Source organism: Streptomyces sp. CWNU-52B (genome assembly GCF_047444975.1).
Classification (GTDB): Bacteria; Actinomycetota; Actinomycetes; order Streptomycetales; family Streptomycetaceae; genus Streptomyces.
The window spans coordinates 72,169-85,219 of record NZ_JBLFJV010000008.1 but is presented as its reverse complement, the minus strand read 5'-3'; the positions used below and the strand labels follow the sequence as shown (position 1 = coordinate 85,219).

13 protein-coding genes are annotated in these 13,051 nt (G+C 69.8%); 6 read left to right on the top strand and 7 right to left on the bottom strand.

The window, feature by feature from the left end:
- Positions 1–225 precede the first annotated feature (225 nt).
- The 5 genes from ACLVWQ_RS11225 to ACLVWQ_RS11205 all read left to right on the top strand — a co-directional run bounded on the left by ACLVWQ_RS11225 (position 226) and on the right by ACLVWQ_RS11205 (position 4,249).
- On the top strand, positions 226–903 hold the full coding sequence (locus tag ACLVWQ_RS11225; RefSeq protein WP_414108198.1) for a hypothetical protein: 678 nt from the start codon (positions 226–228) through the stop codon (positions 901–903).
- Positions 904–992: 89 nt separating this feature from the next.
- Positions 993–1,988 (top strand): aldo/keto reductase, encoded by a 996-nt coding sequence (locus ACLVWQ_RS11220; protein WP_414108197.1) that lies wholly within the window; start codon positions 993–995, stop codon positions 1,986–1,988.
- An 8-nt stretch (positions 1,989–1,996) separates the two neighbouring features.
- Positions 1,997–2,134 carry a hypothetical protein gene (locus ACLVWQ_RS11215; protein WP_414108196.1) on the top strand — a complete coding sequence of 46 codons (138 nt, stop codon included), beginning with the start codon at positions 1,997–1,999 and terminating at the stop codon, positions 2,132–2,134.
- Between the two features lie 11 nt (positions 2,135–2,145).
- Entirely contained in the window at positions 2,146–2,964 is an 819-nt protein-coding gene (locus tag ACLVWQ_RS11210) for a VOC family protein (RefSeq protein ID WP_414108195.1), read from the top strand.
- A gap of 154 nt (positions 2,965–3,118) precedes the next feature.
- A complete protein-coding gene (locus ACLVWQ_RS11205) occupies positions 3,119–4,249 on the top strand; it encodes a MerR family transcriptional regulator (protein WP_414108194.1) in 1,131 nt (376 codons plus the stop codon).
- A gap of 220 nt (positions 4,250–4,469) precedes the next feature.
- Here the strand turns inward: ACLVWQ_RS11205 and ACLVWQ_RS11200 are convergent, their stop codons facing one another.
- Both ACLVWQ_RS11200 and ACLVWQ_RS11195 read right to left on the bottom strand, forming a co-directional pair.
- Positions 4,470–5,048, bottom strand: a complete 579-nt coding sequence (locus tag ACLVWQ_RS11200) for a carboxymuconolactone decarboxylase family protein (RefSeq protein WP_414108193.1) — start codon at positions 5,046–5,048, stop codon at positions 4,470–4,472.
- Between the two features lie 143 nt (positions 5,049–5,191).
- Positions 5,192–5,587, bottom strand: a complete 396-nt coding sequence (locus ACLVWQ_RS11195) for a hypothetical protein (protein WP_414108192.1) — start codon at positions 5,585–5,587, stop codon at positions 5,192–5,194.
- A gap of 496 nt (positions 5,588–6,083) precedes the next feature.
- Here ACLVWQ_RS11195 and ACLVWQ_RS11190 point away from each other — a divergent pair, with 496 nt between their 5' ends.
- The gene (locus tag ACLVWQ_RS11190) at positions 6,084–6,938 is read left to right on the top strand and encodes a nitroreductase/quinone reductase family protein (protein ID WP_414108191.1); all 855 of its coding nucleotides are present in this window, start codon (positions 6,084–6,086) and stop codon (positions 6,936–6,938) included.
- A 140-nt stretch (positions 6,939–7,078) separates the two neighbouring features.
- Here ACLVWQ_RS11190 and ACLVWQ_RS11185 read toward each other — a convergent pair whose 3' ends face one another.
- From ACLVWQ_RS11185 to ACLVWQ_RS11165, 5 genes are all read right to left on the bottom strand, one after another.
- Positions 7,079–7,831, bottom strand: a complete 753-nt coding sequence (locus ACLVWQ_RS11185; protein ID WP_414108190.1) for a DsbA family protein — start codon at positions 7,829–7,831, stop codon at positions 7,079–7,081.
- An 82-nt stretch (positions 7,832–7,913) separates the two neighbouring features.
- Positions 7,914–10,208: a HelD family protein gene (locus tag ACLVWQ_RS11180; protein WP_414108189.1), complete on the bottom strand. Its 2,295-nt coding sequence runs from the start codon at positions 10,206–10,208 to the stop codon at positions 7,914–7,916.
- Positions 10,209–10,249: 41 nt separating this feature from the next.
- Positions 10,250–10,861, bottom strand: coding sequence for a TetR/AcrR family transcriptional regulator (locus tag ACLVWQ_RS11175; protein WP_414108474.1), 612 nt, complete (start codon positions 10,859–10,861; stop codon positions 10,250–10,252).
- Positions 10,862–10,987: 126 nt separating this feature from the next.
- On the bottom strand, positions 10,988–11,830 hold the full coding sequence (locus tag ACLVWQ_RS11170) for an HAD family hydrolase (RefSeq protein ID WP_414108188.1): 843 nt from the start codon (positions 11,828–11,830) through the stop codon (positions 10,988–10,990).
- Positions 11,814–12,899 carry a phosphotransferase family protein gene (locus tag ACLVWQ_RS11165; RefSeq protein ID WP_414108187.1) on the bottom strand — a complete coding sequence of 362 codons (1,086 nt, stop codon included), beginning with the start codon at positions 12,897–12,899 and terminating at the stop codon, positions 11,814–11,816. Before ACLVWQ_RS11165 ends, ACLVWQ_RS11170 begins: the two co-directional genes overlap by 17 nt.
- Between the last annotated feature and the right edge of the window lie 152 nt (positions 12,900–13,051).

Sequence of the window (13,051 nt, the reverse complement as noted above, 5' to 3'; positions counted from 1 at the left end):
GGCCTCGCCGCCACGCCTGGCACCCCTCGCGACCGCAAGGCTCTGGAGGGGGGGCTACACCAACCGGTTGGCCAAGGACCGCGTTCCGGGTCGCGGCATCTACGAGGCGCTCAAAGGTACGACCGGCCAAGAAGGCCGTCGACGGGATAACCGGTGTCCCCTGTGCCGAGTCGCCCGGTACTCCGTGCCTCCGTGGTTGTCAGACCTCTGAGGTTGGATGCAGGCGTGACCATTCACGATGTTGCCCAGCGGCTGCCCGAGATTTCCGCACTTCGCGATCACTGCCGCTCGATGGCGATGCTGGAAGCGATACTCAGTCCGGAATGGGCCGACCGGCACTACTCCTTCGACGCGCACTGGTCCGCCGGAGAAGAGGTGGCCTCGATGCGCGACGGATCGGGCGACGAGTTTTCCATCGTCTTCTCGGCCGTCGGTGCCTACATCCGTGGCTTCGCACACGAGTCACACATGAGTCCCTATGCCAACGACGAGCCATGGCCGGGTGTGCTGGACAACGTCCCGGAGGTCTTCCGCTCCTGCGTCGAGGAGCCCGCGTTCACCGACGAGGACGGAATGCCCGTCGTGACCGCCTGCGCCTGGCGGGAGGTGGGCGACGGAGCTTGGAATGCGGGGACGATCGAGTTTCCTGACGACGGTGCCGGCGATCCGGACGGCTCCGCGCACTTGTTCCGGTTGCTGGTCGACCGGTCCGCGGAAGCGTTCCAGTACTTCGCCGAGGACTACTACGAAATCCCGGTGCCCCTCGCAGCCATTCAGCACGTGTTTGCCCTGCACCCCCTGACGAGCGAGGTGATTGCCGCTTTGAACCCTGAGATCGCGACGGGCGCCCTGGCAAAGGACATGGCTGAGATCGGCTACCCACTGAGCGACGAAACCACCTGAGGCCATCTGGGACAGGACAGCTCGTACCCTTTCCAAGCTGCGTCTCGACGGGCAGGCGGGCGTGACTCCTTGGAGGAAGGAAGCTGCGTATGCGAGCGGACGAGTCGGTGCCGTTGGGCCGCACGGCCCTGCGGGTCACCCGCCTGGGTCTGGGACTTGCCTCTCTCGGAGGGCTGTTCACTCCTGTCTCCGACGACGACGCGGCGCGCACCATCGACCGCGCCTGGGATGTCGGCGTCAGGCTTTTCGACACGGCACCCGTCTATGGCTACGGCCGGTCGGAACGCCGTGCGGGGGCAGCCCTCAGCAGCCGTCCCCGTGCGGAGTACACGCTGTGCACCAAGGTGGGCCGCCTGATCGAGCCCGGGGGCCGTGACACCCAGCCCATCTGGGCAGACCCGCCGCCCGGTGTCGGGCCCCGGCGCGACTTCTCCTACGCCGGGGTCATGCGCTCGGTCGAGGACAGTCTGGAGCGTCTGGGGCTCGACCGGATCGATGTCCTCCATGTGCACGACCCGGACGAGGATTTCGCGACGGCCGTGTCGGACGCCTATCGGGGACTGGCCGAACTGCGCCGCCGAGGAGTCATCGGCGCGGTGTCGATCGGCGTCAACCACGCTCCGGTGGCGGCCCGTTACCTCAACGAGGTGGCAGACCCCGGCCCCGACTGCGTCATGCTCGCGGGACGGTACAACCTTCTCGACCAGTCGGGCCTCGACGCGGTGCTACCGCTGTGCGCGTCCCGGGGCGTGGCCGTCATGGTCGCGGGGGTCTACCAGTCCGGGCTGCTCGCCGACCCCCGCCCCGGCGCACCGCACGGCTACACCAGGATCCCGGGCGAACTGGCCCGCCGGGTCGCCGCGTGGCACGCGATCTGCCGGCGTTTCGCCGTGCCCCCGACCGCGGCGGCCGTCCAGTTCCCCTTCGGCCACCCCGCGGTGACGAGCGTCGTGGTCGGCGCTCGGACTCCGGAAGAGGTGGACGCGACCGCCCGCATGCTCGCGTTCCCCGTCCAGAGGGAATTCTGGGCCGCTGTACGGTCGGCCGGGCTACTGCCCGCCCGGGTGCCGACCCCCGATGGGTGACCTGTGCGATGACGAGAACACTGGCCACCGGCCGCCTCCCGGCGTCGGCCAAGGCCGTGTACGACGGCACGGACGTGGACGTCGAGACGGCCTTCGACCCGCTGCTGCCAAGCGGGGCTGCGCAGTGGAGCGGGGTCGGCGCATAGGATCGGCCGTCATGGCCCTGCGACCTGTTCAGGTGAACGTAAAGGCTCTTGATGCGTCGGCGGTCGGCCGGTTCTGGGCGGAGGCCCTCGGCTGGAGTGCCTACAGCCCCGGCGTGACCACGTACGTCGGACCCGCCGGCGGTCTCGTCTGGCCGGACCCGGTGGCGGTCTGCGTCGATGTCGTTCCCGTTCCTGTTCCAGATTCCGTTTTCATTCCCGACCCCGTTTCCGATCCCGCTTCCGATCCCGATCCCGTTTCCGATTCCGTTCCGGAGGCCAGGGCAGCCGCCAAGAACCGTGTGCACCTCGATCTCGCCACCACGTCCGCGGCCCATCAGGCGGAGCTCGTCGCCCGGCTGAAGGCTCTCGGCGCGACGCCCGCCGACGTGGGCCAGGGCGACGTGCCGTGGACGGTGCTCGCCGATCCCGAGGGCAACGAGTTCTGCGTGCTGGAGCCTCGGGAGGTCTACCGGGACACCGGGCCGATCGCCGCGGTGGTGGTCGACTGCGTGGATCCACGCGCCATGGCCCGGTTCTGGGACGGGGCGCTGGACTGGACCCTGCACGAGGTGAGCGACGACCACGCGGTGTTCCGCTCTGCCGAGGGCGTGGGCCCGTACCTCGAATTCCTCCGCACACCCGGCGTGAAGACCGCACCGGACCGCGTCCATCTCGACCTGCTGCCGAACCCCGGTGACGACAAGGCGGCGGAGGTGGCCCGGCTGCGGGCCGTCGGCGCCACCGACCTCGACGTCGGCCAGGGCGACGTGCCGTGGACGTGCCTGAACGACCCGGAGGGGCACGAGTTCTGCGTTCTCGCCCGGTCCTGAACACGGAGTTCCGGCATACGCACCGGCCGGCACGTATGCCAGGTTCCGGGAACCCGCGTCCCCCCGTCCGGTCATCTGCTTGACCCTCACCTTGGGGCAGACCCCAGCATCGGTGGGGCCGGGTGACCTGCCCGGTATGAGGAGGAGAGCGAGCATGGAGTTGTTGGCCATCGGGGCGTTCGCGAAGGCGTCCCGGCTGTCGCAGAAGGCGCTGCGCCTCTACGACGAACTCGGACTGCTGACCCCCGCTCGCGTCGACCCCACGACCGGCTACCGCTTCTACTCCCCGGAACAGCTGGACCAGGCCCGGCTCGTCGCCTGGCTCCGGCGGCTGGGAATGCCGCTGGCCCGCATCCAGTACGTCTGCACGCTGGAGGCGGGCCCCGCGGCCCGGGAGGTCAGGGCGTACTGGTCGCAGGTCGAGGCCGACACCGCCGCGCGGCGGGATCTCGCTTCCTTCCTCATCGGCCATCTGTCGTGGAAGGACCCCACCATGTCTCCAGTCGCCGAGCCCCTGGGAATCCGTTACGCCGCCCTGTCCGACCGTGGCCTGGTCCGCGAGAGCAACCAGGACACCGCCTACGCCGGGTCCCGCCTGCTCGCCGTCGCCGACGGCTTCGGCAGCGCGGGAGCCCCCGCGAGCGCCGCCGCCGTCGACGCGCTCAAGCGCCTCGAAACCGACAGCGTCCCCGCGGGCGATCTCCTCAACCTCCTCGCCGACGCCGTCGAACACGCCAAGCAGGCCGTCAGCGGCGTCGGCGGCGGCAACAGCGACGGCAGCAGTGGTAGCGGTGACAGCGGCTCGTCAGCCGTGGAGGCCGGCACCACACTCACCGCGATGCTCTGGACCGGCTCGCAGCTGGCCCTCGTCCACATCGGCGACTCCCGCGTCCATCTCCTGCGCGACGGAGAGCTGTTCCAGATCACCCACGACCACACCATGGTGCAGTCGATGGTCGACGAAGGACGCCTCAGCCCTGAAGAGGCCGCCTCCCATCCTCAACGGTCCTTGCTCGTACGGGCCTTGGGCACGCTGGGTTCAGGAGCCGACGACACCCCCGACATGCGCCTGCACGACGCCCGACCAGGAGACCGGTACCTGCTGTGCTCCGACGGCCTGTCGAACGTCGTGCCGACCGATGAGATCCACCGGGTTCTCTCCGAGGTCACGGAGCCCGAGCAGGCCGTACGTGAACTCGTCGTCCTCGCCAACGAATCCGGCGGCCCCGACAACGTCAGCTGTGTGGTCGCCGACGTGACGGAGCTCCAGCAGCTCACGCGCTAGGAGCCCGCCGTGTTCCGCGAACTGCACCGGATCCGCTCCCAGGAGCTCATCCGCGAAGCCGACGCCCACCGACTCGCCCAGCGAGCCAAGAAAGCCAAGAGAGCCAAGAGAGCGAAAAAAGCCAAGGAGGCCGGGGAGGCCGAGGAGGCCAAGAGAGCCCGGTCGGCTTCGCGGTCGTACTCGGCCGACCTCGCCGCCTACGACGACCGGCCCGCCCCGGTCATGCCGTCGACGCCTCGCCGCGTACCTCAGGGCGCGCGGCCAACGGAATCCCGCACGCGTCGGAGAAGCCCTGCGAGGTGATCCCGTGCGCCGAGTTGTTCCTGGTGGCCATGTTGGCGAAGCCGATGGACGCCGTCAGTTCGACCATCGCCGCCGGGCCGAGCCGGTCCAGCAGGCTCGCGTACTGCTCGTCGGTGACGGTCGGCGGCGTGTCCGTCATGGCCTCGGCGTACCCCAGTACGTCCCGTTCCAGCGGCGTGAACACCTCCGACTCACGCCAGCGCGGCACCTGGCTCGCCTTGACCAGGTCCAGGTTCTGGTTCAGCGCCTGGAAGTAGTTGATGTCGAGGCACCAGCCGCAGCCGACCTGCGCCGCCACCGCCATGTGCGCGAACGTCTTGAGTCCCTCGTCGGCCATGTCCCACTCGCTCACCCTGCCTCCGATCTCCACGGAGTCCTGGGCGACCTTGGGATTGTGCGCCGTCACCTCGAAGGGTTCGGGCACCGCGCCGAACTGTTTGATCGTGTTCTCCCTCATCTCGGTGGGGAGTTCTGCCTTCGGAGCGCGTAGAGCCATGGTGTCTGTCCTCCGTGGACGCTCGGACGTCCCTGCCGGACATCCCTGCCGTCACTGCCTGTTCGGCATCAAGACTGCGTCGGTCCCTCGAATGTGACATCCGCTCCTGGAGCACCCCGCCTCCGGCCTCACACCGCCTTCGGCTACCAGATGATGATCCCGCCCCCGATGTCCCACGCCCGCCGTGCCGCGTCCACGATGTTGTCCAGGCGCCGGCTCACGTCCTCGGCGTGCTGGGCGAGGGACTTACCCGGTCCTGTCTCCGGCTCCGCCCGCATGTGTTCGGCGATCCGCGCCAGACGCGTACGGACCAGGTCGCACTCGGCGATGAAATCGAGCACCTCTTCCGGTGCCACGGTCAGGTCCTCGGTGGCCAGCCGCGGCAGGAACCGCGCGCCCAGCGAACGGACCGGCTCGGACCCCCACACCTCGGTGCGCCAACGTTCCCAGCCCGCCACATCGGAACTTCCGGCCGGAACGTCCAGCACCTCGATGCCGCCCTCCGCCCGGAGCACGTACACATCGACCGACAGACTCATGGCAGGGAGTCGACCACGGACGGGCGTCGGCGGTCCACCGCGGATCGACCGCACACCGATCGCGGACCGGCCGAGTCCCCGGCCCCGGCCCCGGCCCGAAGACAAAGCATTGCCTCAACGCATGAATTCCCTTAACCTTTTCCCGTGACTGCCGGGTCGGCCATGGGCCAAGAAACAGTAGGGTTCCCGGCCTCCGAGTGAGGCCCGGGCGGGCCAGAGGGCCGCCCCTTTTCTCCACCAGCTCCAGTGCGCGCGCCGAGTAGCCGTGCCTGAGCGGCATGCCCGTTCCTGGGCGCATCCCACGGTACGCACCGCGTATGCCTCGTATGCCTCGCCACCGCGTATCCGCACGTCTCGCCGCCGTCACCACCCCCGCGCTCAGCGTCGCGCAATCCGCGTGCGCCACTTCACCGTGGGCGGGATCGTTTTCGCCCCGCGGCGATTCGCCATGCCTTTTTACGTCTCCTTCCAGAATTCACCGAGAAGAAAGAAGAGAATGCCCAACGACTTCAACCAGCAGGTCATCGAAGAATTCCGAGCCAACGCCGGGGAGGTCGGCGGCTATTTCGAGGGCGCCCGGCTGATCCTGCTCACCACCACGGGGGCGCGTTCGGGCGAGCGGCACACGACCCCGGTCGGCTACTACCCCGACGGGGACGGCAGGGTGCTGGTCATCGCCTCGGCCGGCGGCGCGCCGAAGCATCCGGACTGGTTCCACAACCTGGTCGCGCGCCCCCGGGTCACCGTCGAGACCGGGGTGTTCACGTACGACGCCGAGGCGGAGGTCCTGAAGGGCACCGCACGCGACGACGCCTTCGCCCGCGCGGTCGAGGCCGACTCCGGCTGGGCCGAGTACCAGGCCAAGACCAGCCGTGTGATCCCGGTGGTCGCCCTGCACGTGATCGCGAGCGGTGGCCCGCCGAACCTCAACGCCCCGTCGATGGGTCAGGCCGTGAAGGCGGTCCACGACGCGTTCCGTCGCGAACTCGCCCTGATCCGCAAGGAGATCGGTGACGCGGGGTCCAACCTCGGCGCCCAACTCCGCATCAACTGCCTGACCTTCTGCCAGGGCCTGCACAACCACCACACCGGCGAGGACACCATGATGTTCCCGTTCCTGGCCGACCGTCACCCGGAACTCGAACCCGTCCTGGCCCGCCTGCGCGAAGAGCACGAGCAGATCGCGGCCCTCACCGCCGAGTTGAAGCAGGTCATCGGTACGGACTCGGCGCAACCCGGGTACGTACGCGGGGAGGTGGAGCGCCTCACCGCGGCGCTGGAGGCTCATCTGGCGTACGAGGAAGCGCAGTTGATCCCCGTCCTGGACGCACCGGCCAGGTCCGCCCACTGACCACGACCGTCACCCGAAGGTGAACCGGTCGTGGTGCGGCGTGGCCCGCGTGGCCTGGTCCGGTGCGGCCTGGTCCGGTGCGGCCTGGTCCGACCTGATGCGGCCCGAAGTCGCCCGAAGTGGCGTGCTACAGCGACGCGTTACAGCGGCTGGGCCGCGTCCTTCCACGACCGGGGGTCGTCGTAGATCGTCTGCAGCAGCTTGCCGAAGATCTTGTTGTCGAAGATCAATTCGCGGTACTCGTCCGGCAGCCACGCGCCGTTGATCGCAGCGGCGGGCGTTCCCGGCCCTTTGGGTTCCTCGGCTCCCCCGGCCCGCTCGTACGCCTCCTGGGAGGCCGTCACGAAGGCCCGGTACTTCATGGTCTTCACGGCCGTGTCGAACGTCGGGCCGCGCAGCCCCTCCACCTCGTCGGCCAGTTCCAGCAGCCTGGCGGTGGTGTAGCCGTCGACGCTCTCCTCGGGCTGATTGGCGTAGAGCACCTCGTGGTACTCCACGAACTTGTCCTCACCGAGCGCGGCACGCAAGGCGTTGGCCGCCTTCTTGGACCCGCTGCCGCCGAGACCGTTGTCCAGGAAGGAGGCCAGGGTGTACTCGGTCTTCGCCTTCCGGCCGAGCATCGCCTTCCGCAACGCCGGGCTGCCTCCGGCGGTCTCGAACTCCTCACACACCGGGCAGCGCAGGTCCTCGTACAAGGCCACCGTCAGTCTCGCGTCCGGATCGCCCACCATGATGGTGGTGCCGTCCTCGCCGAGCTTCTCCGGCAGTTCCGCCGCGCTCTCGAAACCGGGCTTCGCCCCCGCCGACTGCTGCCCGCACCCCGTCAGAGCCGACGCCGGCCCCAACGTCAGCGCGGCCATGCACAGCACAGCCCACTTCCCCCTACGCGCCACGCGTTCATCCCCTCCCCAGAGAACAACGTGACCTTAGACCACCTTCACAACAAACACACAGTCAGTTCGCGTCGCTCCGCGCTCACTCGAACGGCGACGGCGACGGCGACGGTGCCAACGGCAATGGCCGTGCGTGTACGACGTCCAGTCTGGACACGGCCCGCGTCAGTACGACGTACAGCTGACGCATCCCCCTCCCACCGCCCCCTCTCCCTCCGCTCCCCCTCCCGGTGCCCTCCACGATCGCCGCCGGCTCCACGGCCACGACATGGTCGTACTCCAGCCCCTTCGCGGCGCCCGCCGCCAACACCGTCACGCGCGCGCCCAGTTGGTCCACGTCGGCCGCCTCGATCCCGGCGGCGGAGAGCGCCTCCCGTACCCGTACGACGTCGGTGTCGGCCGCGATGACTCCCACGGAGCCCTCATATGTGAGCGCCCGGCGGACGGACTCGACCGTCTCGTGCGGCACGTCGTCCGTGGGGCGGATCCGCAACTCGCCGTCCCTGCGCAGGGACCGGCCGGGAGGAACGTCCACATCCAGCTGGGCCAGCACCTGGTTCGCCAGTTCGACCACCGCCTCGGGCACCCGGAAACCGGTGGTCAACGGCACCACCGACGCCTCGGGCTTCCCCAGATGCGCGAGCAGTTCGCCCCACTCACGGGCGGCCCACGGCGTGGTGCCCTGGGCGAGGTCCCCGAGGACCGTGACCGACCCGAAGGCGGCGCGGCGCCCGATCGCGCGGCACTCCATCGGCGACAGGTCCTGGGCCTCGTCGATGACCAAGTGGCCGTATCCGGCGGGGTGTTCGATCAGGCCCGCGACCTCGTCGAGCAGCACCAGATCGGCGGCCGTCCAGCGTGCGGACTTCCACGACCGGGGCGGCCGGGCCCACAGGATCGACCGCTGTTCGTCCGCGTCCAGCACTCCCTCCGCCGCCGCGGCCAGCACGGCCGGATCACCGAGCAGCTCCGCGACGACCTCCTCCGGGCGAGTCCTGGGCCACACCGCGTCGACGTACGCGCCGATGGGCCGCGCCCGCGAGATCTTCTGCAGCCAGGTGTTCGACCGGGGCCCGGCCCTGCGTTCGGCCCGGTCCTGCACATGCCGCACGACCCGTGTCCGTACGCGCTCACGTCCGACGGCGTACGGCGGCTCCTCGGCCCGTACCGTCGCCACGATCCTCGCGAGCGTGCCGGCGGACACCCGCCAGCGGTACGAACCGTCGGGCACGGCAAGGTCGTCGGAGACGGCCTGACCCACCCGGGCGTACAGGGCGCGCCGCAACACCTCCGCCATCCGGGCATCGTGCTTGATGACGGCGGAGACGCTCTCGCCTCCCGGCCCGTTCCCGCCGTTACCGCCGTTCCCTCCGCCTTCGCCGCCCCCTCCGCCTTTACCTTTACCGTCCTCGCCGTCCTCGCCGTCAACCACGTGCAGCCCGATCTCGTCGCCGATCTCCGCGCCGATCGTGGACTGCCGCACTCCGGTCTCGCCGAGCGCGGGCAGTACCTCCGCGATGTAGGAGAGGAAGGTGGGGTTCGGCCCGAGGATCAGCAGTCCGCCCCGCCGGATGCGCTGCGGATGGGTGTAGAGCAGGTACGCGGCCCGGTGCAGCCCGACGGCCGTCTTGCCGGTGCCGGGCGCGCCCTGCACGCACACGGACACGGCGAGGTCCGCCCGTACGAGATCGTCCTGGTCCGGCTGGATCGTCGCGGCGATGTCACGCATCGGGCCGACCCGGGGCCGCTCGATCTCACTGGTGAGGATGCGGCTCTCGGGGCGGGGGACGGCCTCCGGGTCTGCCCCGTCGAGGACGTCGCGGGCCTGGAGGCCGCCGCCCCCTCCATCTCCCAGGCTCTCGTCCTCCAAGCCCGTGAGGTCCGCCGACTCACCTCGGCTTCCCGGCGCCCAGCCGAATCGCCGCCGTACCCCCACACCCTGTGGATCGCGGGCGCTCGCCTGGTAGAAGGCGCGGGAGACGGGGGCACGCCAGTCGACGACGAGGGGCGGGGCCGCGGGGTGCTCGGTGATCCTGCGGCGCCCGAGGTGATAGCTCTGCCCGGCGTGGTCCCCCGCGGCCTCGCTCCGCGCCCCGAAGTCCAACCGGCCGAAGAACAGCGGCCCTTCGGGCAGTTCCCGCATCTCCTTCGCCCGGCTGCGGAGCCGGTACCCGAGCACTTCGGCGTCGGCGCCGGACGCGGACACGTCCTCTCCGGTGACCACGTGTTCCTGGGCACCGTCGACCATCACGGCGAGGGCGGCTCGGCAGATGTCGTGGTAGTCGCGTTCGCGGAGGAGGGATTCGGAGAGCGGGTTCGCGGGCGGGTTCGCGGGCGCGTCGGCGGGCGGATCAGCGGGCGGATCGGCTGGCGTCATTCGGGCGAGCGTACCCGAATAACGTGACCGAGTTAAATTTATTACTGCGTCGCGTATTCTGGAAGCCCGTCCCGCAGCCGTACGAAGGCGGCCTCCGCGGCGACGGACGCGTCCTGCCGCACCTTCGCGACGGCCTCGCCGTCCGCGATCCGCCGCCAGTTGTCCATCGCGAGGATCCGCTGCACGGCGACGACCTGTCCGGCGGCGAGCCGCGCCTCCAGGCTGCCGCCGAGCGCGGTGGCGAGCGCCGCCTCGGACCGCTCCAGATACTCGTAGAGCCGCGCCACGAGGGACGGGGTCCCGTACAGCAGCCGATGGAAGGCCAGGACGTGCGGGTTGCCGTTGACCCCGGTCACGGGATCGCCGCGCTCGATGCCGAGCAGGAAGTGCGCTCGCAGCGCGTCGACCGGGGACTGGCCGTGCGGCCGCTCCCCGACCACGCGCGCGGCCTCGGTCTCATGGTCGGCGAACCGGTACAGGACGAGATCCTCTTTGGAGGGGAAGTACCGGAAGAGGGTCGGCTTGGAGATCTCGGCAGCGGCGGCGACCTCCGCGACGGAGACCCGCTCGAAGCCCTTCTCCAGAAAGAGCGAGATGGCGATGTCGGAGACGTCCCGGTACATCCGCAGCTTCTTGCGCTCACGCAAGCCCATGGTCTCCGCCGCACCCACGACGCCTACGGCACTCACGCCGCCGGCCGCACCGGCCGCACCCCTCGCGTCCGTCTGATCCGCCTGGTCCGCCTGGTCTGTCTGATCTGCCTGGCCCATGGTCCGAGCCTACGCACCGTGCGGATCCCGGCCGTCCCCTCGGCCCGCCTGCTGGAGCAGCGGCGCGTACGCCCCGAGCACGACCGTCGCCCCGGCGGCGCGCAGGCGTCCCCGCTTCTCGGGGTTGCGGCCGTATCCGATGAACCTCACGCCGGCCTGTCCGGCCGCCTCGACGTCCGTTCCGGTGTCGCCGATCATCACCGCGTCCTCGGGGCCGAGGCGCAGGCTTCGCAGGGCACGGAACACGACATCGGGGTCGGGCTTCATACGGGCGGGGTCGGTGGTGCGGCCCTCGACGGCGGCGAAGTGGTGGAGCAGGCCCTTGCGGCCGAGGTAGGTCTCGGCGGCCAGGGGCGAGTTGTTGGTGACCACGGCCATCCGCGTCCGCCGCCCCGACAGCACGCCGATCAGACCAACGGCGTCCGGTGTGGGCCATGCCGACCGCGCGGCCTCCACTTCACCCTCCACCACCAGTTTCTCCAGCTCCCGCAGCAGGCCCGGCAGGCCCCGCTTCCGTCCCGCCCGGTACACCGCCCTCAGCACCACATGGGGATCCTTGTCGGAACGCGCCTGCTCCGTCAGTACGTCTCCGGCACCGAACTCGTCGGTCGCCTCCCGGAGCCTCCTGGCGACCTTCCGCGACCGGTCCTCGGGGAACAGCCGGCAGATCGGACCGTCGAAGTCGAAGAGAACACACCGCGCGTCCGCAAGCAGCGCCCACGCACCACCGACATCCCTGACCTCGTCGATGTCACCGGTGCCGTCGATGCCCTCGATGCCCTCGACACCACCGGCATCTGTGCTGGCTGCGCTGCCCGCAATGCCCTCGCTGCCTCTAACGTCGGCAGTCATACCGCTCCGTGAACTCGTCCTTGGCGTGCCACTCGCGGAGCGCCACACCGATGTCCCGTACATCCGGCACCTTCTCCGTGAAGCCCAGCGGTTCCCGCGCCCTGCGCAGCGCTCTGGCGACCTGTCCCGCGGCCTCGATGAGGTCCTGCTCGCCAGGGTCGTCGGGAAGGGCCAGTGCCGCGCGTATCACGTCGGGGAACACCGACTGCGCGTACTCGAAGCCGAGATAGACGGGCAGGTCCTGGTCCATGCCGACGGTCATGTCGGCGTGGCCCGCGCGCCGCATCGCGTCCGTCCACATGCCGGCCATCAGATCCTGTTCGGTCTTGTTGTAGTCCATCCGCACCAGATGGGTGGCCAGGTCGTGCAAGGGGTCGCCGTACAGGGCGAGTTCCCAGTCGATGACGGACAGGCGTCCGCCCGCCGGGCCGGGCACGACTACCACATTGGCCCGGTGGACGTCCGTGTGGAGCAGGGAGAACGGCCGCCGGGTGAGGCCGGACACCGAGTCCATGAAGCGCTCCACCGCGTCGAACGGGATACCCACCGCGTCGAAGAGGCCGCCGAAACGCGGCCGATTGGACTGGTGCACCTCCCGCTCCGCGAACCGGGCGAGCCAGCCGAGGAAGCCCAGACTGTCGCCCTCGTCGGGCCAGTCGGCAGGCAGCGGAGGCAGCTCGTCCGCGGGCACCCCGGCGAGGCGGGCGAAGAACTCCGCCAGTTCCATCAGCCGTTCGCTGCCGATCGGCCCCGTGGGCCGCTCCTCGGCCAGTGCCCGTCCGTCGAGATAGCCGTGCAGTGACCATCCGCCGAAGTCCGCCAGGCAGTACGGGACTTCCCCCACGTGCGCCCCGACGATCCGCAGGATCTCCGACTCGCGGCGCCAGATCCGCGGCACGACCTCGACGGTGGGCAGAGGCGTACGGAACTTGGCGAGGACTCTCCCTGACTCCGCCCCCAGGAGGAACGCCAGCGGCTGTCGCAGACGGGCGACGCGGTTGGTGTTGTGATGGCCGGAAACCACCCGCCCGTCGCGGCCTCTGCGGCGCGCCTCCGCGAAGAAGCGCACCAGTGATTGGTGTGCCCCACGAGGCTGAGGGGAGAACATGCGCGCAAACATAGTGACTGGAGTGACTACTTTCACCTCGTGTCACCATTTGGACAGCAACCCATCACTGTAGGTGAGTGGCGCAGCAACTACTTTCCGGGGATTACTTCGGT